Source organism: Pseudomonas sp. Pseusp11, assembly GCF_047304405.1.
Taxonomy (GTDB): domain Bacteria; phylum Pseudomonadota; class Gammaproteobacteria; order Pseudomonadales; family Pseudomonadaceae; genus Aquipseudomonas.
On sequence record NZ_JBGLZF010000004.1, the window covers coordinates 1 to 22,594 of the forward strand.

The following is a 22,594-nucleotide window of genomic DNA, read 5'->3' on the forward strand; positions in this document are numbered from 1 at the left end:
ATGGTCGGGGTAAGGGGATTCGAACTCCTGACATCCTGCTCCCAAAGCAGGCGCGCTACCGGACTGCGCTATACCCCGGTTTGAAATTGGCTCCGTGACCAGGACTCGAACCTGGGACCCAATGATTAACAGTCATTTGCTCTACCGACTGAGCTATCACGGAACTACATATTTCAATTACAACTGGTATTTCAATTTACAACTGTGAAGCATGCTTCACCTCTTCGACCCGTTCGCATCGCTGCGTTCGTGTGTCTGAGGCGCGCTATTCTACAATCTTAAGCACCTCTGTCAACCCCCTAAATTGCTTTCAAGTTAATGATTTGCAACTTATTTCAGATTCCTGCTTGGGGAGCAGAAACCCTCTCGGGGTGACTTACTGCGGGGCGCACTTTACAAGCATTTTCCTTTGAGTTCAACAGCCTATCGAAAAAAAGGCCTCGCAATGCGAGGCCTCTTTCATTTTGTTGCCACTGGGGATCAGACAAAGACGATTTCGTCGTGCTCCACCACACCTTTGGCGGTCTCTCCGGGCATGAAACGACCCGATAGAATCAGCTGTGCCAGCGGGTTCTCGATCCAGCGCTGGATCGCCCGTTTGAGCGGCCGTGCGCCATAGACCGGGTCGTAACCGACGGCGATCAGCTTATCCATCGCTTCCGGACTCAGCTCAAGCTTCAGCTCGCGCTCGGTCAGGCGGCTGCGCAGGCGACCCAACTGGATCTCGGTAATGCCGGCGATCTGATCCCGAGCCAGCGGCTCGAAGATCACCACTTCGTCGACCCGGTTGATGAACTCCGGCCGGAAGTGCGTGGAAATCGCATCCATCACCGCTGCGCGCTGCGCTTCGCGATCCCCTATCAGTTCCTGGATCTGCACCGAACCGAGGTTGGAGGTCATGACGATCACGGTATTTTTGAAATCCACCGTGCGGCCATGGCTGTCGGTCAAACGGCCATCTTCGAGCACTTGAAGCAAGATGTTGAACACGTCCGGGTGGGCCTTCTCGACCTCATCCAGGAGGATCACCGAGTAAGGCTTGCGACGCACCGCCTCAGTCAGGTAACCGCCCTCTTCATAGCCCACATATCCCGGTGGCGCGCCAATCAGGCGAGCCACGGAATGTTTCTCCATGAATTCGGACATGTCGATCCGCACCATCGCCTCTTCAGTGTCAAAGAGGAACTCGGCCAGCGCCTTGCACAACTCGGTTTTACCGACACCGGTCGGGCCGAGGAACATGAACGAACCGCTCGGGCGATTCGGATCGGACAACCCGGCACGGGAACGCCGTACTGCGTTGGAGACGGCGATCACTGCTTCGTCCTGACCGATCACACGTTGGTGCAACAGGCTTTCCATCTTCATCAGTTTTTCGCGCTCGCCCTCGAGCATTTTCGCCACGGGGATGCCGGTCCACTTCGACACGACTTCAGCGATCTCTTCTTCAGTCACCTTGCTGCGCAACAACTGGTTTTCGCTTTTGCCGTGCTGGTCGACCATTTGCAGGCTGCGCTCCAGGTCCGGGATCACCCCGTATTGCAGCTCGGCCATGCGGTTCAGATCGCCTTTACGGCGTGCGGCTTCCAGTTCCTGACGGGACTGTTCGATTTTCTGCTGGATCTGCGCCGAACCATGGACTTCGGCTTTTTCCGAGTTCCAGATTTCTTCGAGGTCCGAATACTCGCGCTCGTGACGGGCTATTTCTTCCTGCAGTTTTTCCAGACGTTTCTTCGCCGCGTCGTCGCTTTCTTTCTTCAGCGCCTGGGATTCCACCTTCAGCTGAATCAGGCGACGCTCCAGACGGTCCAGCACTTCCGGCTTGGAGTCGATTTCCATGCGGATGCGGCTGGCGGCTTCGTCGATCAGGTCGATGGCCTTGTCCGGCAGTTGGCGGTCAGTGATGTAGCGATGACTGAGCTTGGCCGCGGCGATGATTGCGCCGTCGGTGATCGCCACCTTGTGGTGAACCTCGTAACGCTCTTTAAGGCCACGCAGGATGGCGATGGTGTCTTCTTCGCTCGGCTCGTCCACCAGGACTTTCTGGAAGCGCCGCTCGAGAGCCGCGTCCTTCTCTATATATTGGCGATACTCGTTGAGCGTGGTCGCGCCGACGCAATGCAGCTCACCGCGAGCCAATGCAGGCTTGAGCATGTTGCCGGCGTCCATCGAGCCTTCGCCCTTGCCGGCACCGACCATGGTGTGCAATTCGTCGATGAACAGAATGATCTGCCCTTCCTGCTTCGACAGTTCATTGAGCAGAGACTTGAGGCGCTCTTCGAATTCGCCACGGTATTTGGCACCGGCAATCAGCGCCCCCATGTCCAGGGACAACAGGCGCTTGCCTCTCAGGCCATCGGGCACTTCACCGTTGATGATGCGCTGGGCCAGGCCTTCGGCGATCGCGGTTTTACCCACGCCAGGCTCACCGATCAGCACCGGGTTGTTCTTGGTGCGGCGTTGCAGAACCTGAATGGTGCGGCGAATTTCGTCGTCACGGCCAATCACCGGATCGAGCTTGCCCTCTTCGGCGCGCTTGGTCAGGTCGATGGTGTATTTATCCAGCGCCTGACGCGATTCTTCGTGGTTGGCGTCATTGACTGCGTCACCGCCGCGCAGGTTGTTGATCGCATTTTCCAGGGCTTTCTTGCTCACGCCCTGTCCGAGCAGCAATTTGCCGAGCTTGCTGTTTTCGTCCATCGCGGCGAGCAGCACCAGTTCGCTGGAGATGAATTGGTCGCCCTTCTGCTGGGCCAGGCGATCGGCCTGGTTCAGTAGACGCGCCAGATCCTGCGACATGTTCACGTCGCCGGTCGGGTTCTGGATTTTCGGCAGCTGATCGAGCGCTTTGGTCAGCTCTTTACGCAGGCTGTTGACGTCGAAACCCACCTGCATCAGCAGAGGCTTGATCGAACCACCCTGCTGCTCAAGCATGGCTTGCATCAAGTGCGCCGGTTCAATGGCCGGATGATCGAGGCCGACAGCCAGGGACTGGGCGTCGGACAGGGCTAACTGCAGCTTGCTGGTTAAACGGTCTATACGCATGGGTTCACCTTCCTTTTGAGCAGGCCGGACCTATAAACATCCCGAATAAAGAAACCTGCCAGATACCGCTATAGATGTGGTCGATTCTGGGAGATTCAAGCGTCGTGCAGTTGATGTAGATCAGAGAAGTCTAGCGTTCGAGCCAGATCAGAGAGGCAAACCTGCCGGTGCGTGGACTGCGGCGGTAAGAAAAGAAGCGAGGATCAGTCACGGTACAGAATCCGCCGCCATAAACAGCGGTAACCCCGCGAGCGGCCAGACGTAAACGCGCCAGCTCATAGATGTCGGCCATGAACTTGCCGGCATTCTGGCTCGGCACGAAGGCTTGGGCGGCTTCAGGCAATTGCTGGACGAAGGTTTCGCGCACTTCCGGGCCGACTTCAAAGGCTTGAGGGCCTATGGCCGGGCCGAGCCAGACCAGCACGTCTTCGGGCGGTACAGCCAGACTGTCGAGGGTCGCTTCCAGCACACCCGCCGCCAGCCCGCGCCAACCGGCATGGGCGGCAGCGACGCGGGTGCCGGCACGGTCGCAAAACAGCGCAGGAAGGCAGTCGGCGGTCATAGCTGTGCAAGCAATACCGGGTGTTGCCGTCCAGCTGGCGTCGGCAGTGGCTACCAGGTTTGGGTCCGCTTGGGCCACGACAATGCCGTGAACCTGTTGCAACCAGGCCGGTTGAATCGAGAAACGATCGGTGAGGCGACGGCGGTTTTCGGCGACAGCTTCAGGGCTGTCGTCGACATGATCGCCCAGGTTGAGGCTGTCGAACGGCGCCAGACTGACGCCGCCCGCACGGGTGGTAACGCAGGCTTTGACGCTGGCCGGCGCGGGCCAGTCAGGCGTCAGCCAGGTCATCCGATGAACGCCTCGCGGTCTTGCTTGAGCAGCGACAGCAACCAGACGAAGTCATCCGGCAGTGGCGATTCCCAGCTCATGCGTTTACCGGTGGTCGGATGATCCAGCTCCAGGAACCGCGCATGCAGCGCCTGACGCGGGAAATTCTTCAGGGATTCGACCATGGTCACGCTGGCGGCCGGTGGAATACGGAAACGACCGCCGTAGGCAGGATCTCCGACCAACGGGTAGTTGATGTGCGCCATGTGCACGCGAATCTGGTGCGTACGACCGGTTTCCAGCTTCACCCGCACGTGAGTGTGGGAGCGGAAACGCTCGAGCACGCGGTAGTGACTGACGGCTTGCTTGCCACCTTCCATCACCGCCATGCGCTGGCGCTGCTGGCCGTGACGACCGATCGGTGCGTTGATCTTGCCGCCGGCCGTCACCACACCGATTACGATGCACTCATAGATCCGGCTGACGCTGCGGCTCTGCAATTGCGTGACCAGCTGTGTCTGCGCCTGAATGGTCTTGGCCACCACCATCAGACCGGTGGTGTCCTTGTCCAGGCGATGCACGATACCGGCGCGGGGCACATTGATGATGTCCGGCACGTGGTGCAGCAAGGCGTTGAGCAAGGTGCCGTCGGCGTGACCGGCGGCCGGATGCACCACCAGGCCCGCGGGCTTGTTGATCACCAGGATGTCGTCGTCTTCATAGACGATGTCCAGCTCAATGTCTTGAGCGATCCATTCGCCCTGAGCTTCCTGCTCGGCAGTCAGTTCAAGAATGGCGCCACCGTGAACGATGTCTCGCGGGCGGATAACCGCCCCATCCACAGTCAGGCGGCCGTCTTTGATCCAGGCGGAAAGGCGCGAGCGCGAGTGCTCAGCGAATAATTGTGCGGCGACTTGATCGAGGCGTTGGCCGCCCAATTCGGACGGCACCTCTGCGCGAAGTTCAATTTTATCGGACATGCTCAGACTAGGCGTCGGCACAGCCTTTGGTTTCGGCTGCGCGCTTGTGGTTAAATACGGCGTCTTTTGCCCCGAGGCTTTTCAACGGGGCACTCATCATAACAGGACGGCCCCGCCCAAGACAGCGGCCGTCATAGGGACGCAAGCCGCCATGCAAGTGAAACACCTGCTGCTGATCGCCATCCTCGCATTGACCGCTGCTTGCTCATCGAAGGAAGTCGTAGACGAAAACCTGAGCGAAGTCGAGCTGTACCAGCAGGCTCAGCACGATCTGGACAACAATAGCTACACCGCCGCCACAGCCAAGCTGAAGGCCCTGGAGTCGCGTTATCCGTTCGGTCGCTATGCCGATCAGGCTCAACTCGAGCTCATCTACGCCAACTACAAGAACTCCGAGCCTGAGGCTGCGAAGTCCGCCGCCGAGCGATTCATTCGTCTGCACCCGCAGCACCCGAACGTCGATTACGCCTACTACCTCAAGGGTCTGACCTCTTTTGACCAGGACGTCGGCCTGCTGGCGCGCTTCCTGCCACTGGACATGACCAAGCGTGACCCGGGCGCTGCCCGCGACTCCTACAACGAGTTCGCCCAGCTGACCAGCCGCTACCCGAACAGCCGCTACGCGCCGGACGCCAAGCAGCGCATGATTTACCTGCGCAACCTGCTGGCGGCCTACGAAATCCACGTTGCCGACTACTACCTGACCCGTCAGGCCTACGTTGCCGCCGCCAACCGTGGTCGTTACGTGGTGGAAAACTTCCAGGAAACCCCATCGGTCGGTGACGGCCTGGCGGTGATGACCGAAGCCTACCAGCGTCTGCACCTGGACGAACTGGCCGCGACCAGCCTCGAAACCCTGAAACTCAACTACCCGAACCACCCAAGCCTGGTGGACGGTCAGTTTGTGCCGAGGGTAGCCGAAGCCGACAACCGTTCGTGGCTGAGCAAGGCCACCCTGGGCCTGATCGAATCCCGTCCGCCACTGCCGCCGGGCGAAACCCGCGCCAACCAGGACGTGCAGAAGCAGTTCCAGGATGCCAAGGACGCGATTCCGAACGAGCTCAAGCCTAAAGATGAAAACGGCGATGCGATCGAAGAACCGGAACCCGAGTCCAGCAACACCGACCGTTCCTGGTTCAGTCACATGACCTTCGGCCTGTTCGACTGACGCGGGGATGTTGTACCGGGAAGGCGCCTTTCGAGGCGCCTTTTTTATTGCCGGACTTTAGGGTGAGCGTATTGCGCTGTGCGCTTGACCCGTCCTTGGCTAAACTGCCAATTCATTAATCAAAAAGCAGCTCACCATGCTTCGTCTATTGTTCTGGATCGCCCTGATTGCCGCTGCCGTATGGTTCTGGCGCAAGTTCAAGGGCCCGACGTCGGTCGCCAATATGCCGCGCGAGCAAGATGCTCCGCCCATGGTTCGCTGTGCTCATTGCGGCGTACACCTGCCCCGCGACCGCGCGTTGAAACTCGAACAACAGTGGTATTGCAGCCAGGCTCACCTTGAGCAAGGCCCGGGCTCCAGTGATCGCTGAGACGCCCAGCCCAGGCAACAAACAGGCCCAGCGACTGCTGCGCCTCTATCACCTCTACCGCTTAAGCGTCGGCATCACCCTGGTGCTGTTGATCTCCAGCAACATGGACAACCAGTTGCTGAAGTTCGCCAATGACGACCTGCTGCGCAACGGCAGCTGGTTGTACCTGGTGCTGAATATCCTGCTGGTGGTCTTTCTGGGGAACACCCGGCGCCCCGCGCAGCTGTTCGGCCTGGCGCTGGTCGATGTCCTGCTGCTGTGCGGCCTGTTCTATGCCGCAGGCGGCATGGCCAGTGCCATCGGCAATTTGCTGATCGTCTCAGTGGCCATCAGCAATACCTTGCTGCGCGGGCGTTTCGGTCTGCTGATCGCAGCGGTCGGTGCCCTTGGCATTGTGGGTTTGAGCTTCATCCTGAGCTTCAACCACCCCGCCAGCCCCAGCGATTACCTGCAAATCGGCACCCTCGGCGCCCTGTGTTTTGCCGCGGCGCTGCTGGTGCAGGGCTTGACCCGACGATTGGAGGTCAGCGAAACCCTGGCCGAACAGCGGGCCAGTGAAGTGCTCGGTCTCGAAGCCCTCAACGCACTGATCCTGCAACGCATGCGCACGGGCATTCTGGTGCTCGACAACCAGCGGCGGGTGCAACTGGCCAATCACAGCGCCTTGACCTTGCTGGGGCAGGAAAAACTGGACGGCCAGTTGATCGACGATTACTCGACACCGTTGGTCGAGCGGCTCCAACTGTGGCTCAACAATCCAACGTTGCGCCCGCAAAGCCTGCAGATCGCCAGCAACGGCCTCGAGCTGCAACCAAGCTTCATTGCCCTGGACCAAAGCCCGCACCACCAGACGCTGGTTTTTCTCGAAGACCTCGCCCAAATCGCCCAACAGGCCCAACAACTGAAACTCGCGGCCTTAGGTCGCCTGACCGCCGGGATTGCCCATGAGATCCGCAATCCACTGGGCGCCATTAGTCATGCCGCGCAGTTACTGCAGGAATCCGAGGAACTGAACGGTGCGGACCGGCGTCTGACGCAGATTATTCAAGACCACTCTCAGCGCATGAATCGGGTAATCGAAAACGTCCTGCAATTGTCCCGTCGTCAGCAAACCGTGCCGCAACGGCTCGATTTGAAGCCGTGGCTGGAGCATTTCGTCGCCGAAACCCGCGAAGGCTCGAAAGAACATCAGCAGATTCACCTGCGCATCGGTTCGGGAGACTTCAAAACCCTGATGGATCCGGATCAGCTGACCCAGATTCTCGATAACCTGTTGCGCAATGCCTGGCGCCATAGCGCCCTCAAGCATGATCGGGCGCAGGCCTGGCTCGAGTTGTTTGTCGACCCGGACAGCCAGTTGCCGACCCTGGAAGTCCTGGACGATGGCCCCGGCGTTGCACCGGACCAGCGTACTCACCTGTTCGAACCGTTCTTCACCACCAGCAGCCAGGGTACTGGCCTGGGGCTTTATCTGTCCCGTGAGCTGTGCGAAAGCAATCAAGCCCGCCTAGACTTCAAATCACGCCAAGGCGGCGGCTGCTTTCGCATCACCTTTGCTCACGGACGGAAACAAAGTTGAACACGAGCCCACGGCAAAAAATCCTCATCGTCGACGACGAGCCGGATATCCGCGAACTCCTGGAAATCACCCTGGGACGGATGAAACTCGACACCTTCAGCGCACGCAACCTCGCAGAAGCGCAGGCGCTACTGGCTCGGGATACGTTCGACCTGTGCCTGACCGACATGCGCCTGCCTGACGGCACCGGTCTGGCGCTGGTGCAGCACATCCAGCAGCGCTATGCACAAGTGCCGGTGGCGATGATCACCGCCTACGGCAGCCTGGAGACAGCAATAAATGCCCTCAAGGCCGGCGCCTTCGACTTCCTGACCAAACCGGTCGACCTCACCCGTCTGCGCGAACTGGTCATCAGCGCCCTGAGCTTGCCAGCGCCAGGCGGCACCAGCAGCGGCATCGACCGTCGGCTGCTGGGCGACTCGCTGCCAATGCGCAACCTGCGCAAACAAATCGACAAACTGGCCCGCAGCCAAGCCCCGGTCTACATCAGTGGCGAGTCCGGCAGCGGCAAGGAACTGGTCGCTCGACTTATCCACGACCAAGGCCCGCGCACCAGCCGACCGTTCGTCCCGGTAAACTGTGGGGCAATCCCGTCAGAACTGATGGAAAGCGAGTTTTTCGGCCATCGCAAAGGCAGTTTCAGCGGCGCCATCGAAGACAAGCCCGGGCTGTTCCAGGCCGCCCATGGCGGTACATTGTTCCTCGACGAAGTGGCTGACCTGCCGCTGGCAATGCAGGTCAAACTGCTGCGGGCCATACAGGAGAAAGCCGTTCGCAGCATCGGTGGCCAGCAGGAAACCGTGGTCGATGTGCGCATCCTCTGCGCCACTCACAAAGACCTCGATGCCGAAGTCGCCGCCGAACGCTTTCGCCAGGACTTGTACTACCGCCTGAACGTGATCGAGCTGCGAGTACCGTCCTTGCGCGAACGCCGCGACGACATTGAGCTTCTGGCCAACAATATGCTCAAGCGACTGGCGGCCAGCACTGGCCAGCCCCCCGCAAAACTCCACCCACAAGCCCTCGAAGCGCTGAAAAACTATCGCTTTCCTGGAAACGTGCGGGAATTGGAGAACATGCTCGAACGGGCTCACACCTTGTGCGAGAACAAACAGATCGAAGCCAGCGACCTGCGCCTGGCGGAAGGCAACTGCAACCCGGACGGCGGCGTGCCAGACCTGACACAGATAGATAATCTGGAAGCCTATCTGGAAAACGTCGAACGCAAACTCATCCTCCAGGCCCTGGAAGAAACCCGCTGGAACCGCACGGCGGCGGCCCAGCGATTGAATCTGTCATTTCGGTCGATGCGTTACAGGCTGAAGAAATTGGGGCTGGATTGAACCGTTAACAGCTCTTCTGTCAGATTCGTCCGGCTGGCGCATACGGCGCAGGGTCGATAATCGGCGCCCGCCCCAGCATCACATCGGCAAACAACTGACATGACGCCGGCGCCAGCACCAGCCCGTTACGGTAATGCCCGCAGTTGAGCCAGAGCCCGTCATATCCCGGCACCCGACCGATATAGGGGATTCCTTCAGGCGACCCGGGCCGCAACCCCGCCCAATGCCCCACCACCTCGGCATCCGCCAATGCCGGAATCAATTCCACCGCCGATGCCTTCAGGCTTTCCAGCGCCGTATCGGTTGGCGTCTTGTCGAAGCCCTCATGCTCCAGCGTACTGCCGATCAGGATGTGCCCGTCGCGCCGGGGAATGGCATAACGCCCCTTGGCCAGGACCATGCTCGGCAGGAAATCCGCCGCGCACTTGTAGAGAATCATCTGACCCTTGACCGGTTCGACCGGCAGCTCCAGGTCCAGCTTTTTCAGCAAGTCACCGCTCCAGGCCCCCGCTGTCAAAACCACCTCATCACCCCGAATGGCCCCCATCGAGGTCTGTACCCCGACCACCACAGAACCTTCCCGGATAAATTCGCTGACCTCGCATTGTTCATGGATCGTCACGTTCGGCAACGCCAGCAAGGCGGCCTTGAGGGACTTCACCAGCCGTGGATTACGCACATTGGCCACATCGGCCATGTAGATCGCCCGCGAAAAACCGGCGCCCAATACCGGCACTGCATCGTGGGCCGCAGAGATATCCACAGCCCGCAGCGGACGGTTCTCCCGTTCGGCCCAGGCGAGTGCTTCGGCCTCGTCATCCAGGTCCAGCCAGTACAACCCGGTGGTGTGCACTTCAGGATCGACACCGGTGGCAGCGAACAAACGCTGGGCCAGTTGTGGATAAAAATCCTGGGACCAATGAGCCAGTGCAGTGACCGCCGGGCTGTAGCGCCATGGGTAGAGCGGCGAAACGATCCCGCCACCGGCCCAGGAAGACTCCTGACCGACGTTCGAGCGGTCCAGCAGCACCACGCTCTGCACTTCGGACGCGAGATTGAACGCCGTCAGCAGGCCAATCACCCCGCCACCGACAATCACCACTTGCTGTTCACTGCTCATGTTCTGATCCAACCGTTCAATAGACAGAGGGCGCAAAAGGCGCCCGAAAAAGGAACTCAGCGACCCCAGCAATCCTTGGTGGCCAGGCCGGACGCGGCATTGACCATGCTCCTGACACCGGTATTGGTGAGAGTGAAATCACCGCACTTGTCGCTGGCCATGGTCGAACCGGCCTTGCGTGTTGCCGTCAGCAGGAAGGTCTGATCGGTCAGGGTCGGGGTGATGGTGTAGAAATCATTGCCAGCGCTGAGGCCAGTGGCATTGGTGTAGACATTATTCTTCGAATAGAAACGCTCGAGGATCTGCGCCTGCTCGGAAAGCAACCCGGCGACTTCAGTACGGCGGCCCTTTTTTACGTACTCGGTGAGGCTCGGATAGCCAATGGTGATGACGATCCCGATGATCGCAATCACGATCATGATTTCGATCAGGGTAAAACCTCGGTTGGATCTGCGCATGCCTCACTCTCACTTACTGTATTTGTCGCCACATGATGCGACGGCCGCTGCCGCCACCGGATTTTTCCACCAGAGTGGTCACGCCACCACCGGAGTCATTCACAATCTTGCGGGTTGCGTCATTGACGACCGCGTTCAGGGTCGGGATACCACCGGTGAAGATCACCCCGCTGGAAATCGTGTCGTTGCCGTCGACCACCCCGTCGGCATTGGTGTCGAGTACCGCGTAATTGAGCATCTTACCGCTGAACGCATCGAGTTCGACCAGTTTGCCGGTGCCGAAGCTGGCACAGGGGTCCACGGTATCCACACTGAGCGTGGTAAAAACAATTCGCCCCGATACCAGACTGGCCTGATAGATCACCCGCTCCCCCGTCAGCACGTTGTTGTATACCAGGGGCAAGTACCAGCCTTTCTTGGCCGGGTAGGTCACCTCGTTCTGGCTGGTGGTGATGAATTGCCCGGTGCTGCCCGAAAACACGCCGGTCACCGCCTGCGCCTGCAAACTGGAAACGGTGATTTGCCCCGCGCCCCCCTCGGCATCCCATACCGCGTAGAACGCCTGCAGATCCTTGTTGGTCTTGTCGGTAACCTCATTGAATTTGCCGGTGCCGAAAAACACCTCCTTGCCGCCCAACACGTGATCCGCCAGCAACGGTTGCGCGGTAATCGGCTGGGTCGCGCCACCTGCAGTGGTGAACAACGGCTTGCCGGAAAACGCCACGCCCCAGGTGTCAGGGGTGGCGCCACTCAAATCGAACTTCCACAACCGCCCTTTCAGATCGCCCCCATAGGCCGCCTGCACCACATTCTGCGAGTTGACCCTGAGCTTCACCGACGACAGGCCGTTGGTGGTTTCGGTACTGTCGACCACGATTTTCTTGATCAGCGAGCCGTCGCGAATATCCACCACATACAACGCTGCCACCCCGGAGTTGCTGCCATAGCCGTTGGAGATAAACGCAGCCCAGCGCCCATCAGCCAAGCGTGCCACTTCTGGACGTGCATAGGCATAACCCAGATCATTGAAAATGTTCGCTGTACTGGCCGTGGCCGGTGCGCTGACTTCCCACAGTGCCTTAGTCTCGTTACCGGCCGATGCGTCGAACAATTGCAGCGCATAAAAGGTTCTGCCGCCCGCCCCCGTTCCGCCAATCGCCAGGGTTTTCCAGGCGCTGTTGAGCTGCGCATCGAACACGCCGACCTGGCCATCGACCAGAAACTTGTGGCTCACACCGTTGATGTAAGTGGGATCAGCGATGTCGTTCAACGATGGCAGCACGCTGGAGGGCATGTAGGCATAACGCCTGACACCATTGGCCGAGTTGATGATGTTTACAAAGCCGTCGTTGGCATTCACCACCAGGCTGGCATTCATGTTGGCGGCTTTGGTGGTCAGGTAAGTGCTGTAGCTGGTGTCTGCCACCAGATCGGACGCGGTTTTGTCCGTGGGTGAGGCCAGCACGAGTGGCGAATTGATGATGTCGCCGAGCAATACACTGCGAACTTTCAGCCCGGTTTTGTTGATGCCCTTGCTCCACTCCACCAGATCGTTGCCGTTGATGCCAGTGGGCAGTCCCTGGTTGAGGGCTGTCTGCTGCGCCGCAGAGAAATTGCTGTAAGCCAGGGTGACCGCCGCGTTGGTTTGCGTGTTCCAGGACTGGTAGGTCGGCGCGGTGGCGCCGGGCACGATGGTGGTGTCGGTCGTCCACAGCACGGCGGCGGTGTTAACCGCGCCCGCCGACGTGAAGCCGAAGGACTTGATCGTACCCCGCCAGTCCTTGGGATCGTAACTGGTCTGGAAATATCTCGAGTCGCTGGTCAGGGTCGTGCCGCTGGCTACGCCACTGCCACCTGAGCCGGCCTTGGAAGTGATGTCGCTCAGGGCTGCAGACAGTGCGTTGCCAAGTCCCGCGCTGTCGTTTACCTGATAGTACTTGCCCTGCCCATAGGTCGCGGCATCCGCCAACATCTGGTTTGCCGCGGTGAACCCCACGGTATAGGTGTTCATGTACTGCCTGGGAAAATCCGGGGCGTTCCAGCTTTTGCCCGTGGCATCGGTTCCCGTGGAGCGCATGTCGATGTCGAAGGCGAACTTGGCAATGTCATCCAGGTACAGGGTGTCGCCCTCATCATCGCCTGAGGGGTCGGTACCATCGTTACTGCTGATCCCGTCCCAGTTCGGTAACCGGCTGCCACCCAGCGGATCGTCGGTCGGAAAGGTTCGGTCGTAGGTCGGCAGACCATCGGTGATCACCACCCCGTAGTTTTTCTGGCAACGGTACTGAATCGGACTGGTATAGGTGTCGGGCGTCGAGTTGTTGTACGGCGCCATGCCACGGAAATAACGAGTGATCTCGTAATAGGCTTCCGCCAGCGGCGTATTGGCTTGCGCACTCAGCTCGTCGATCCCGGCGATCAGTGAGGTGTAATTGGTATCGGCTTGAGCCTGAGTCACAGTGCCGCTGACCGCCGACAAATCGCTGATCGAGCGGGCGATGTAACCACCGTCATTCTTATGGTTGCCGACCGCCAGGTTGAATGTCGACAGGCCGATGCGTAGCGAACGGTTGTTGGCCACCAACGTCTTGGAAACGTTGCGCGCCACGTTCATCCGGTAATCGTTGGGGATCGAGCCGTCGGTGAAGTCCCGGTCAGTGTTGTTGGCCAGGCTGATCAGGTAGGACAAATAATTCGCCGTATACCGCGTGTCCTCGCTTCCCACCGGATCGGGAAGCTTCAGGCAAAGCGAATCCAGACCGAGAAGGCTGTTTTTATAAAAACCGTACCATCCGGCCTTCGAGCATGTTCCATGATTCAAACTCGACAAGGCGATATTGTTATCGGTCATGTCCAGGTCGCGGCCTTTGTTGCACGAACCATTGGAGAGGCAAATCGTCACCGGGGTGCGTACGACCGTCGGGTCGAAGCCGGCCGCCCAGATAATGTTGTTCATACTCCCCGAGTCATCGAGCAGCAGCATCACATTGGGAGGCACGGCGGCGGCGCTCAACAGCGGAGAATCCGAGGGCGTGAAGGCGTAGGTCGGCGCGGCCAGGTAAAGGCTCAAGGCCGCGCCGCAGAGCAGCTGCAGTAACCAACGGCGCCAGCCTGTGCGGGTCTCAGTACTTCGCATAAATACTCTCCACCACACTGCGCGAGCTGCCCGCGATGCCCACGGCGGTCACCCGATAAAGGGTTGCCGACGTGTTGCTCGGCACATTCACGGCAGTCAGGGTAGTGCCAATGTTCTGCACTCCGTAAAAGCCGCTACCGGAGGCGATCCAGTTCACCCCCGAGGTGGAGTTGAACCCGGCGGCGGTAATGACCGACGCCTCGGCCGGCGGTGCGCACTGGCTGGTGCCACTGCAGACCGGCAATGAGTAGGAGTTCAGTTGCACCGCGCTTTCACCGACCCGCAACGCCGCTTCCGCGCCCTGGAACGACTGGTTGCGCAGGATCACGCTGCTGGTCATTTTCTCCTGCAACGTGGCGCTCTGCATCGACGAGAGACCGATCAATGTCAGCACCAGGAGAAACACCAGGCTGACCAACAGCGCCATGCCGCGCTGGGCGTGAGATGTCATGGGTGCACGACTCATCGGCCCTCCCCTCATTGCAACCGGTTGCGCAAGGCGGCAACCACGTTGAAGGTTTGATTGCGGACCCGGTTGTTCGGGTCGGTGAGGGTCAGCGTCAGCCGCACACTGCGGATTCGCGCCGGATCGGACGGATTGCTGCTATAGCTGGAGGCGGCTGTATCCGTAGCTGAGCTGGCGAGCCCGAAGCTCACGCCAAAAGCACTGACGTTATTGATGAGCACAGCCTGAGTCGGCGTGCCGGTGCCGGTGCCCATCAGCAGTTGGTTGTTGCTGAAGCTGTAGATCAGCCGCCTGATCGGAAACGCCAACTGCCCCGATGCCGGCGTGCGTAAACCGGTGTAGGCCGTCGCGGTATTTCGACAGTCGGAAACCACCGTCCAGGTCGGCACTCCGCCACTGCCGCCGACATCTGCGGTGACCAGCGTCAATTTGAGGTTGGCATTGTCCCAACTGATCGGCGTGAGCAGGCTTGCATTGAAATCCCCCGCCGAGCTGGCGTCGGTAATCGTACCCAGACAACCGAACATGCCGACCATGCGAATTTCCTGAATCATCTTGCTCAGGACGAACCGTGCATCTTCCTGCATGCCGGCGGCAGTGCTCTGGCTGACGTAGGTGTTTTTGGCCGCGATGAAAATCTGCGCCACGCCCAGGATCACGATCAGGCTCAATGCCAGGGCGATCAGCAATTCGATCAGGCCGAAACCTCTGCTGGTTCTGTTCATGGTGTCGTCGCCGGATCAACGGTGGCGCGGCTGGTGAGGACGAAACTGCGGCGCGAATCGGCGATATTGGCGGCCCGGGAGTCGTCCCAGGTAATGGTGATGGTGTACACCCGCTGGTTGCGGACGATGCTGCCGGTGGCCGTGGCGCCGCCGAAATTGATGATATTGGTAGTGAAGTCGTAGAGGTCCTGATCCCGGGCCACGCTCAGGTTGCCCGAGGTCGGTGGCGTGACGGTGTAATCGGCGCCGGAGTTGGCGCGGATGCGGTCCATCATGTCGTAGGCGATAAAACTCGCCTGACTGGTCATCCGCGAGCTGTCGGTGTACTTCAACGCATTGAGCTGAATCGCCGCCGCGCCCAACAGACCCACAGCCAGCACCAACAACGCGACCAATACCTCGATCAGCGTCATGCCCTCCTGTGCACGCTTGCTCCAACCCCTCATCCGCAACTTCCACCCAATAGAATTCGTCCGTTCAAACACACATTCAGCGTCCTGCTTTGCGCCCCCAGCACATAACTGATCACCACCGCCGTGGACGGCGCCGCCAAACCGCCGAGATTGTTGAAATCAATCGCGGTCACTCCTGAGGTTAGCGTCAGAGTTGCTCCGCTGCTCATCGCTGGAACAACCCGCAATACATTGGCCGGATTGCCAGTACCGTCATAAACGCTCAGCTCGCCGGTCCAGACACTGCCGCCGGCGGTCGGGCGAATCCTAGTGGTGAGGCCCCGATCAATCGCCTCAAGCCGTGCGTAATTGAGTGCCCGTTGCAAGTCGCCGACCTCGGTGTCGGCCTTGTTGCTTTGCACCGAGCGGGTGAACGCCGGAACGGCCAGGGTAATCAGGATCAGAAACACCGCGAGCGTGACCAGCAGCTCGATCAGCGTGAAACCTTTTGTACGATGATCCATCAGTGCCCTCCGTTGCCGTCGGCTATACCTGCTTCTACACGCTAGAACATTCGACCGACAGATGTACGGTTGTTTTGCCATTACTCGCGCAAGAATCGCGCGGGCCGCAGCACTCCATGGAGGGAGATGACATGCATCAGCAAGGTTTCAGCCTGATCGGACTGCTCATGGGACTGACAATTGTCGGGATTGTTCTGCACCTGGTCAGCCCGGCATTTGCGGCCCTGACAGAATCAAACCATCGGGAGCAAGCGGCGCAGTCGATTGTCAGTGGTATACGCACAGCCAGAACGACTGCCATCACCCGCAATCAGAGCGTGGTGATTCACGCTATCAACGGCGACTGGAGCCAAGGCTGGCGGATCATTCTGGATATCAGCGGCAAAGGCCCGGAAGACAACAGCAATCCGCTGCTGGTTGAGCACATGAGTAGCACTCGGGTGCCGATTGTCGGCAATTGGCCGGTCAGGCGCTTCGTGCGTTTCAGCAGTCTGGGCCAACCGCTGATGCCCGAACGGGCATTTCAGGCAGGGACGCTACATATTTGTTCGGCTCGCGAGCCGGTCAGCCAGCTCCAGGTGGTGCTGGCGGCGAGCGGTCGAGTGCGCCTGGCCAACCATAAGGCTGAGCAGGCGCTGTGTCGAAAGGCGAAAAGTATTACAGCAGCGAACGCACGCGCAGCTCTTTAGGCATGGAGAAGGTGATGTTCTCCTCGCGACCAGCCAGTTCATCGGCACCCGTGGCACCCCAGGCCTGCAATTGCTGGATCACGCCACGTACCAGCACTTCCGGAGCGGAGGCACCGGCCGTGATGCCAATACGCTCGACACCGTCGAACCAGCTCTTTTGCAGGTCTTCGGCACCGTCGATCAGATAGGCCGGGGTGGCCATGCGTTCGGCCAGTTCACGCAGACGATTGGAGTTGGAGCTGTTCGGGCTGCCAACCACCAGCACCACGTCGCACTCGTCCGCCAGTTGCTTGACAGCGTCCTGACGGTTTTGCGTGGCGTAGCAGATGTCGTCCTTGCGCGGACCGCCGATCGCCGGGAAACGTGTACGCAGGGCGTCGATCACTCGACTGGTGTCGTCCATGGACAGGGTGGTCTGGGTAACGAAGGCCAGCTTTTCAGGGTTGTTCACCTGCAACTCGGCGACATCTTTCTCGTCTTCGACCAGATAGATCGCGCCACCATTGCTGCCATCGTACTGGCCCATGGTGCCTTCGACTTCCGGATGGCCGGCATGGCCGATGAGGATGCATTCCCGACCGTCGCGGCTGTAACGCGCGACTTCGATGTGCACCTTGGTCACCAGCGGGCAGGTCGCGTCGAACACTTTAAGGCCACGACCTGTGGCTTCGGTACGCACGGCCTGGGAAACGCCGTGGGCGCTGAAGATCACGATCACGTCGTCCGGCACCTGATCCAGTTCCTCGACGAAGATCGCCCCACGGGCACGCAGGTCTTCGACGACGAATTTGTTGTGGACCACTTCGTGGCGCACATAAATCGGCGGCCCGAAGACTTCCAGGGCGCGGTTGACGATTTCGATCGCCCGGTCCACACCGGCGCAGAAGCCACGGGGGTTGGCGAGTTTGATTTGCATGCTGTGCCTCGTGTCTTGCGCGCAAGAAATAGCGAAAACAGTGAAAAACCAACTGTGGGAGCGAGCCTGCTGTGGCTCGCTCCCACAACTTTACAGCGCCTTGACGTTGATGATCTCGACGTCAAAGGTCAAGGTCTTACCGGCGAGCGGGTGGTTGAAGTCGATGGTCACTTGCGCGTCATCGAATTCCTTCACCACGCCTGGCAGCTCGGTATTGGCCGCATCATTGAAGATCACCAGCAATCCTGGCGACAGTTCCATGTCCTGGAACTGCGAGCGCGGGATGATCTGCACGTTTTGCGGGTTAGGCTGGCCAAAAGCGTTTTCCGGCTCGATGGACAGGCTGCGCTTGTCGCCGGCCTTGAAGCCGAACAGCGCGGCCTCGAAGCCTGGCAACAGGTTGCCGTCGCCGACCTTGAAGGTCGCCGGGGCTTTATCGAACGTGCTGTCGACGGTGTCGCCGTTCTCCAGGCGCAATGCAAAGTGCAAGGTGACTTCCGTGTTCTGGCCGATACGTTGTTCAGCCAATACCTGTTCAGTCATGAACGGTTTCTCCGGTCTTCTTACTTTTGAACATATCCAGCGCGAGCATCACGGCACCGACAGAAATGGCACTGTCAGCAAAGTTGAACGCCGGGAAATACCAGCGGTTCTGCCAATGCACCAGAATGAAATCGATCACATGGCCCAAGGCAATGCGGTCGTACAGATTGCCCAGCGCGCCACCCAGCACCAGGGCCAGCGCAATCGCCAGCCAGGTTTCGTTGCGCCCCAAGCGCTTGAGCCAGATCACCAGCACCGCACTGACCACCACCGCGATCAGGGCGAACAGCCAGCGCTGCCAGCCCGAGCTATCGGCCAGGAAGCTGAACGCCGCGCCAGTGTTGTAGGCCAGGGTCCAGCTGAACAAATCGGGAATCACCACGATTTGCTGGTACATCTCGAGCTTGCCTTCGAAGTAGAACTTGCTGGCCTGGTCGATGACCAGGACCAGCAAACTCAACCAGAGCCAGCTCAGCCGTCCGAAACGGCCAGCCGCATTAGGCATAGTGACGAACCTCGCCCGCACCGCTGATGTTGTCGACGCAACGACCGCAGATTTCCGGATGCTCCGGGTTCACGCCGACGTCTTCACGGCAGTGCCAGCAACGGGCGCACTTGGCGTGAGCCGACTTGACGATCTTGAGCTTCAGGCCGCTGACTTCGGTGACCACGGCATCGGCCGGTGCCTGCACCAATGGCGCAACACTGGCGGTCGAAGTGATCAGCACGAAACGCAGTTCGTTGCTCAGCTTGGCCAGGTCGGCGCTCAGCGCGTCTTCGGCGAACAGCGTCACTTCGGCTTGCAGGTTGCCACCGACGGCCTTGGCTGCGCGCTGGATTTCCATTTCCTTGTTGACCGCCACCTTCACCGCCATGATCCGCTCCCAGTAGTCGCGGTCCAGCTCGAAGCCTTCCGGCAATTCGCTCAGGCCTTCGTACCAGGTGTTGAGCATCACAGACTCGTTACGCTCGCCCGGCAGGTACTGCCACAGCTCGTCGGCGGTGAACGCCAGGATCGGCGCGATCCAGCGCACCAGCGCTTCGCTGATGTGGAACAGCGCGGTCTGGCACGAACGACGGGCCTTGCTGTCGGCGCCAGTGGTGTACTGGCGGTCCTTGATGATGTCCAGGTAGAAACCGCCCAACTCCTGCACGCAGAAGTTGTGGATCTTGGAGTAAACGTTCCAGAAGCGGTATTCGCCGTAGTGCTCTTGCAGCTCGCGTTGCAGCAGCAGGGTGCGGTCCACGGCCCAACGGTCCAGGGCGAGCATTTCTTCGGCCGGCAGGATGTCGGTGGCCGGGTTGAAACCGGTCAGGTTGGAAAGCAGGAAGCGCGCGGTGTTACGGATACGCCGGTAAGCGTCCGCACTGCGTTGCAGGATCTGCTCGGAAACCGCCATTTCACCCGAGTAATCGGTGGAAGCGACCCAAAGACGCATGATGTCGGCGCCCAGGGTGTCGTTGACCTTCTGCGGCGCGATCACGTTGCCCAGGGACTTGGACATTTTGCGACCGGATTCGTCGACGGTGAAGCCGTGGGTCAGCAGTTCGCGGTACGGTGCGTGGTCGTCGATGGCGCAACCGGTCAGCAACGACGAGTGGAACCAGCCGCGGTGCTGGTCCGAGCCTTCCAGGTACAGGTCGGCGCGTGGACCGGCCTCATGGCCCATCGGGTGCGAACCACGCAGGACGTGCCAGTGCGTGGTGCCCGAGTCGAACCAGACGTCCAAGGTGTCGCTGATCTTGTCGTACAGCGGCGCTTCGTCACCGAGCAACTCGGCGGCGTCCATCTTGAACCAGGCTTCGATGCCTTCGACTTCGACGCGCTGGGCGACGATTTCCATCAGTTCGACGGTGCGTGGGTGCAGTTCGCCGCTTTCCTTGTTCAGGAAGAACGGGATCGGCACACCCCAGTTGCGCTGACGGGAGATGCACCAGTCCGGACGGTTGGCGATCATCGAGTGCAGACGCGCCTGGCCCCAGGCCGGGACGAATTTGGTGTCTTCGATGGCTTTGATCGCGCGTTTGCGCAGGGTGTCGCCAGCCGTCGGCTCTTTGTCCATGCCGATGAACCACTGCGCGGTGGCGCGGTAGATCAGCGGGGTCTTGTGACGCCAGCAGTGCATGTAGCTGTGTTCGATGGTGGTGGTGTGCAGCAGCGCGCCGACTTCGGTCAGTTTGTCGACGATGGCCGGGTTGGCCTTCCAGATGAACTGGCCGCCGAAGAACTCCAGCGATGGCACATACACGCCATTGCTTTGCACCGGATTGATGATGTCATCGTTGACCATGCCGTACTTCTTGCAGGTCACGAAGTCGTCTACACCGTAGGCTGGCGAGGAGTGAACCACGCCGGTGCCCGCGCCCAGCTCAACGTAGTCGGCCAGGTAAACCGGCGACAGGCGATCGTAGAACGGGTGACGGAAGTTGATCAGTTCCAGCGCTTTACCGGTGGTGGTGGCGATCACCGAACCTTCCAGGCTGTAGCGGGCCAGGCAGGATTCGACCAGTTCTTCAGCCAGTACCAGCAGCTTGTCGCCGACGTCGACCAGGGCGTAGTTGAACTCCGGGTGAACGTTCAGCGCCTGGTTGGCCGGGATGGTCCACGGGGTGGTGGTCCAGATCACGATCGAAGCAGGTTTGCCCAACGATGGCAGACCGAACGCGGCCGCCAGTTTGGCTTCGTCGGCGATCGGGAACGCCACATCGATGGTCGCGGATTTTTTGTTCTCGTACTCGACTTCCGCTTCAGCCAGGGCCGAACCGCAGTCAAAGCACCAGTTCACAGGCTTCAGGCCCTTGAACACGAAGCCACCCTTGACGATTTCCGCCAGGGCGCGGATTTCACCGGCCTCGTTTTTGAAGTCCATAGTCTTGTACGGGTTGGCGAAGTCGCCCAACACGCCCAGACGGATGAATTCGGACTTCTGGCCTTCGATCTGCTCGGTGGCGTAGGCACGGCACAGTTCGCGGGTCTTGTCGGCGCCCAGGTTCTTGCCATGGGTCACTTCGACTTTGTGCTCGATCGGCAGACCGTGGCAGTCCCAGCCCGGAACATAAGGTGCGTCGAAACCCGACAGGGTTTTCGAGCGGATGATCATGTCCTTGAGAATCTTGTTCAGCGCATGACCGATGTGAATCGTGCCGTTGGCGTACGGAGGACCGTCGTGCAGTACGAACTTCGGACGATCCTTGCCAATCTCGCGCAACTTACCGTACAGGCCAATGCTGTCCCAGCGCTGCAGAATCTGCGGTTCGCGCTGAGGCAGGCCGGCCTTCATTGGGAAGGCGGTGTCCGGAAGGTTTAGCGTGGCTTTATAGTCGGTCATTTAAGGCTCTTCATTAGCGATTGGCGCTAGGTGCGACAGGGCACGGGCGGCGGCGATATCCGCATTGATCGCCGTCTTAAGCGCCTCCAGAGAGGCGAAACGCTGCTCTTCACGCAGCTTGTGGTGGAAAACCACCGTCAAACGCCGGTCATACAGATCGCCGGCAAAATCTAAAAGGTGCACTTCGAGGTGGGCTTTGCCATCCCCTTCGACCGTTGGCCGCACACCAATATTGGCGACGCCTGGCCAGGTCTTGCCATCGATGTCGACGCTGACCAGGTAAACCCCGCTCAACGGCACACGACGACGCTTGAGTTGCACGTTGGCCGTGGGCGTACCCAGCTGGCGCGCCAGCTTCTGGCCGTGCAGGACCCGCCCGGCAATCCGGTACGGGCGACCGAGCAGTTGCTCGGCCAAGGCGAAATCGGCAGCCGCCAGAGCATTGCGGACCTGAGTGCTGCTGACACGAATGCCGTCCAGCTCGACGGTCTGCGCTGCTTCGACGGTAAAGCCCTGAAGGACGCCGGCCTGTTGCAAGTAGTCGAAATCCCCCAGCCGGTCGCAGCCAAACCGGAAATCGTCACCGACTTCCAGATGCTGCACGCCGAGGCCGTCCACCAGAATGGTATCGACGAACTCCCTGGCGCTGAGTTTGCTCAGGCGATGGTTGAAAGCCAGGCACAACACCCGGTCGACACCTTCTTCGGCCAACAACTGCAGTTTGTCCCGCAGACGAGCCAGACGGGCCGGGGCGGTTTCCGGAGCGAAGAACTCCCGCGGCTGCGGCTCGAAAATCACCACGCAGCTGGGCACGCCCAACTCGAGCGCACGCTCTCGCAGCCGGACCAGGATAGCCTGGTGGCCACGGTGAACACCGTCAAAGTTGCCAATAGTGGCGACACAGCCCCGATGCTGGGGGCGCAGGTTGTGGAGACCTCGAACCAGCTGCATAACGCGCTTCTTGCTCATAAAGTGGTCG

At 60.0% G+C, this 22,594-nt stretch carries 20 protein-coding genes and 2 tRNA genes; 5 read left to right on the forward strand and 17 right to left on the reverse strand.

Features of this window, described 5'->3' with window-relative positions:
- Position 1: 1 nt before the first annotated feature.
- From ACCC96_RS04060 to rluD, 5 genes are all read right to left on the reverse strand, one after another.
- A tRNA-Pro gene (locus ACCC96_RS04060) sits at positions 2–78 on the reverse strand.
- A gap of 9 nt (positions 79–87) precedes the next feature.
- Positions 88–163, reverse strand: a tRNA-Asn gene (locus tag ACCC96_RS04065).
- A 317-nt stretch (positions 164–480) separates the two neighbouring features.
- On the reverse strand, positions 481–3,045 hold the full coding sequence (gene clpB / locus ACCC96_RS04070; protein WP_413695061.1) for an ATP-dependent chaperone ClpB: 2,565 nt from the start codon (positions 3,043–3,045) through the stop codon (positions 481–483).
- 130 nt (positions 3,046–3,175) lie between these two features.
- Complete coding sequence (gene pgeF, locus ACCC96_RS04075; RefSeq protein WP_019650975.1) at positions 3,176–3,898, reverse strand: peptidoglycan editing factor PgeF; 723 nt, start codon at positions 3,896–3,898, stop codon at positions 3,176–3,178.
- The gene (rluD, locus tag ACCC96_RS04080; RefSeq protein WP_007901932.1) at positions 3,895–4,857 is read right to left on the reverse strand and encodes a 23S rRNA pseudouridine(1911/1915/1917) synthase RluD; all 963 of its coding nucleotides are present in this window, start codon (positions 4,855–4,857) and stop codon (positions 3,895–3,897) included. The genes pgeF and rluD overlap by 4 nt, the downstream gene beginning before the upstream one ends.
- A 151-nt stretch (positions 4,858–5,008) precedes the next feature.
- Here rluD and ACCC96_RS04085 point away from each other — a divergent pair, with 151 nt between their 5' ends.
- The 4 genes from ACCC96_RS04085 (at position 5,009) to ACCC96_RS04100 (ending at position 9,317) form a co-directional block, all read left to right on the forward strand.
- Positions 5,009–6,025 (forward strand): outer membrane protein assembly factor BamD, encoded by a 1,017-nt coding sequence (locus ACCC96_RS04085; protein ID WP_413695062.1) that lies wholly within the window; start codon positions 5,009–5,011, stop codon positions 6,023–6,025.
- A gap of 136 nt (positions 6,026–6,161) precedes the next feature.
- A complete protein-coding gene (locus ACCC96_RS04090; protein WP_007938406.1) occupies positions 6,162–6,395 on the forward strand; it encodes a PP0621 family protein in 234 nt (77 codons plus the stop codon).
- Positions 6,385–7,974 carry a sensor histidine kinase gene (locus tag ACCC96_RS04095; protein WP_413695063.1) on the forward strand — a complete coding sequence of 530 codons (1,590 nt, stop codon included), beginning with the start codon at positions 6,385–6,387 and terminating at the stop codon, positions 7,972–7,974. The genes ACCC96_RS04090 and ACCC96_RS04095 overlap by 11 nt, the downstream gene beginning before the upstream one ends.
- Complete coding sequence (locus ACCC96_RS04100) at positions 7,971–9,317, forward strand: sigma-54-dependent transcriptional regulator (RefSeq protein ID WP_413695064.1); 1,347 nt, start codon at positions 7,971–7,973, stop codon at positions 9,315–9,317. The genes ACCC96_RS04095 and ACCC96_RS04100 overlap by 4 nt, the downstream gene beginning before the upstream one ends.
- 19 nt (positions 9,318–9,336) lie before the next feature.
- On the opposite strand, the gene thiO is transcribed toward ACCC96_RS04100, so the two are convergent.
- The 7 genes from thiO to ACCC96_RS04135 are packed head-to-tail and all read right to left on the reverse strand — an operon-like array spanning position 9,337 to position 16,138.
- Positions 9,337–10,437 (reverse strand): glycine oxidase ThiO, encoded by a 1,101-nt coding sequence (gene thiO / locus ACCC96_RS04105; protein ID WP_413695065.1) that lies wholly within the window; start codon positions 10,435–10,437, stop codon positions 9,337–9,339.
- A gap of 56 nt (positions 10,438–10,493) precedes the next feature.
- Positions 10,494–10,895 (reverse strand): type IV pilin protein, encoded by a 402-nt coding sequence (locus ACCC96_RS04110; RefSeq protein ID WP_019581258.1) that lies wholly within the window; start codon positions 10,893–10,895, stop codon positions 10,494–10,496.
- Between the two features lie 13 nt (positions 10,896–10,908).
- Positions 10,909–14,031 (reverse strand): pilus assembly protein, encoded by a 3,123-nt coding sequence (locus ACCC96_RS04115; RefSeq protein ID WP_413695066.1) that lies wholly within the window; start codon positions 14,029–14,031, stop codon positions 10,909–10,911.
- Positions 14,018–14,497 (reverse strand): PilX N-terminal domain-containing pilus assembly protein, encoded by a 480-nt coding sequence (locus tag ACCC96_RS04120; RefSeq protein ID WP_086945905.1) that lies wholly within the window; start codon positions 14,495–14,497, stop codon positions 14,018–14,020. Before ACCC96_RS04120 ends, ACCC96_RS04115 begins: the two co-directional genes overlap by 14 nt.
- Before the next feature lie 11 nt (positions 14,498–14,508).
- Entirely contained in the window at positions 14,509–15,222 is a 714-nt protein-coding gene (locus tag ACCC96_RS04125) for a PilW family protein (RefSeq protein WP_019650968.1), read from the reverse strand.
- Positions 15,219–15,668, reverse strand: coding sequence for a type IV pilus modification protein PilV (gene pilV, locus ACCC96_RS04130; protein ID WP_026346003.1), 450 nt, complete (start codon positions 15,666–15,668; stop codon positions 15,219–15,221). The genes ACCC96_RS04125 and pilV overlap by 4 nt, the downstream gene beginning before the upstream one ends.
- The gene (locus ACCC96_RS04135) at positions 15,665–16,138 is read right to left on the reverse strand and encodes a GspH/FimT family pseudopilin (RefSeq protein ID WP_019650966.1); all 474 of its coding nucleotides are present in this window, start codon (positions 16,136–16,138) and stop codon (positions 15,665–15,667) included. Before ACCC96_RS04135 ends, pilV begins: the two co-directional genes overlap by 4 nt.
- A 131-nt stretch (positions 16,139–16,269) precedes the next feature.
- On the opposite strand from ACCC96_RS04135, the gene ACCC96_RS04140 reads away from it, so the two are divergent.
- Positions 16,270–16,827, forward strand: a complete 558-nt coding sequence (locus tag ACCC96_RS04140) for a GspH/FimT family pseudopilin (RefSeq protein WP_413695067.1) — start codon at positions 16,270–16,272, stop codon at positions 16,825–16,827.
- Here ACCC96_RS04140 and ispH read toward each other — a convergent pair.
- The 5 genes from ispH to ribF all read right to left on the reverse strand — a co-directional run bounded on the left by ispH (position 16,796) and on the right by ribF (position 22,566).
- Complete coding sequence (gene ispH, locus ACCC96_RS04145; RefSeq protein ID WP_018925888.1) at positions 16,796–17,743, reverse strand: 4-hydroxy-3-methylbut-2-enyl diphosphate reductase; 948 nt, start codon at positions 17,741–17,743, stop codon at positions 16,796–16,798. The two genes, ACCC96_RS04140 and ispH, sit on opposite strands and share 32 nt — an antisense overlap.
- A 90-nt stretch (positions 17,744–17,833) precedes the next feature.
- Positions 17,834–18,271, reverse strand: a complete 438-nt coding sequence (gene fkpB / locus ACCC96_RS04150; protein WP_177318289.1) for an FKBP-type peptidyl-prolyl cis-trans isomerase — start codon at positions 18,269–18,271, stop codon at positions 17,834–17,836.
- Between the two features lie 7 nt (positions 18,272–18,278).
- The gene (gene lspA / locus ACCC96_RS04155; protein WP_007938422.1) at positions 18,279–18,791 is read right to left on the reverse strand and encodes a signal peptidase II; all 513 of its coding nucleotides are present in this window, start codon (positions 18,789–18,791) and stop codon (positions 18,279–18,281) included.
- Entirely contained in the window at positions 18,784–21,615 is a 2,832-nt protein-coding gene (ileS, locus tag ACCC96_RS04160; protein ID WP_413695068.1) for an isoleucine--tRNA ligase, read from the reverse strand. The genes lspA and ileS overlap by 8 nt, the downstream gene beginning before the upstream one ends.
- Positions 21,616–22,566: a bifunctional riboflavin kinase/FAD synthetase gene (ribF, locus tag ACCC96_RS04165; RefSeq protein WP_019650963.1), complete on the reverse strand. Its 951-nt coding sequence runs from the start codon at positions 22,564–22,566 to the stop codon at positions 21,616–21,618. It abuts the gene before it with no gap.
- Positions 22,567–22,594: the final 28 nt, after the last annotated feature.

Bases quoted from the DNA above. Each gene is read 5' to 3' on its own strand.
- clpB (WP_413695061.1), bottom strand. From the start codon at position 3,045: ATGCGTATAGACCGTTTAACCAGCAAGCTGCAGTTAGCCCTGTCCGAC.
- pgeF (WP_019650975.1), bottom strand. From the start codon at position 3,898: ATGACCTGGCTGACGCCTGACTGGCCCGCGCCGGCCAGCGTCAAAGCC.
- rluD (WP_007901932.1), bottom strand. From the start codon at position 4,857: ATGTCCGATAAAATTGAACTTCGCGCAGAGGTGCCGTCCGAATTGGGC.
- ACCC96_RS04085 (WP_413695062.1), top strand. From the start codon at position 5,009: ATGCAAGTGAAACACCTGCTGCTGATCGCCATCCTCGCATTGACCGCT.
- ACCC96_RS04090 (WP_007938406.1), top strand. From the start codon at position 6,162: ATGCTTCGTCTATTGTTCTGGATCGCCCTGATTGCCGCTGCCGTATGG.
- thiO (WP_413695065.1), bottom strand. From the start codon at position 10,437: ATGAGCAGTGAACAGCAAGTGGTGATTGTCGGTGGCGGGGTGATTGGC.
- ACCC96_RS04110 (WP_019581258.1), bottom strand. From the start codon at position 10,895: ATGCGCAGATCCAACCGAGGTTTTACCCTGATCGAAATCATGATCGTG.
- ACCC96_RS04115 (WP_413695066.1), bottom strand. From the start codon at position 14,031: ATGCGAAGTACTGAGACCCGCACAGGCTGGCGCCGTTGGTTACTGCAG.
- ACCC96_RS04120 (WP_086945905.1), bottom strand. From the start codon at position 14,497: ATGAGTCGTGCACCCATGACATCTCACGCCCAGCGCGGCATGGCGCTG.
- ACCC96_RS04125 (WP_019650968.1), bottom strand. From the start codon at position 15,222: ATGAACAGAACCAGCAGAGGTTTCGGCCTGATCGAATTGCTGATCGCC.
- pilV (WP_026346003.1), bottom strand. From the start codon at position 15,668: ATGAGGGGTTGGAGCAAGCGTGCACAGGAGGGCATGACGCTGATCGAG.
- ACCC96_RS04135 (WP_019650966.1), bottom strand. From the start codon at position 16,138: ATGGATCATCGTACAAAAGGTTTCACGCTGATCGAGCTGCTGGTCACG.
- ACCC96_RS04140 (WP_413695067.1), top strand. From the start codon at position 16,270: ATGCATCAGCAAGGTTTCAGCCTGATCGGACTGCTCATGGGACTGACA.
- ispH (WP_018925888.1), bottom strand. From the start codon at position 17,743: ATGCAAATCAAACTCGCCAACCCCCGTGGCTTCTGCGCCGGTGTGGAC.
- lspA (WP_007938422.1), bottom strand. From the start codon at position 18,791: ATGCCTAATGCGGCTGGCCGTTTCGGACGGCTGAGCTGGCTCTGGTTG.
- ileS (WP_413695068.1), bottom strand. From the start codon at position 21,615: ATGACCGACTATAAAGCCACGCTAAACCTTCCGGACACCGCCTTCCCA.
- ribF (WP_019650963.1), bottom strand. From the start codon at position 22,566: ATGCAGCTGGTTCGAGGTCTCCACAACCTGCGCCCCCAGCATCGGGGC.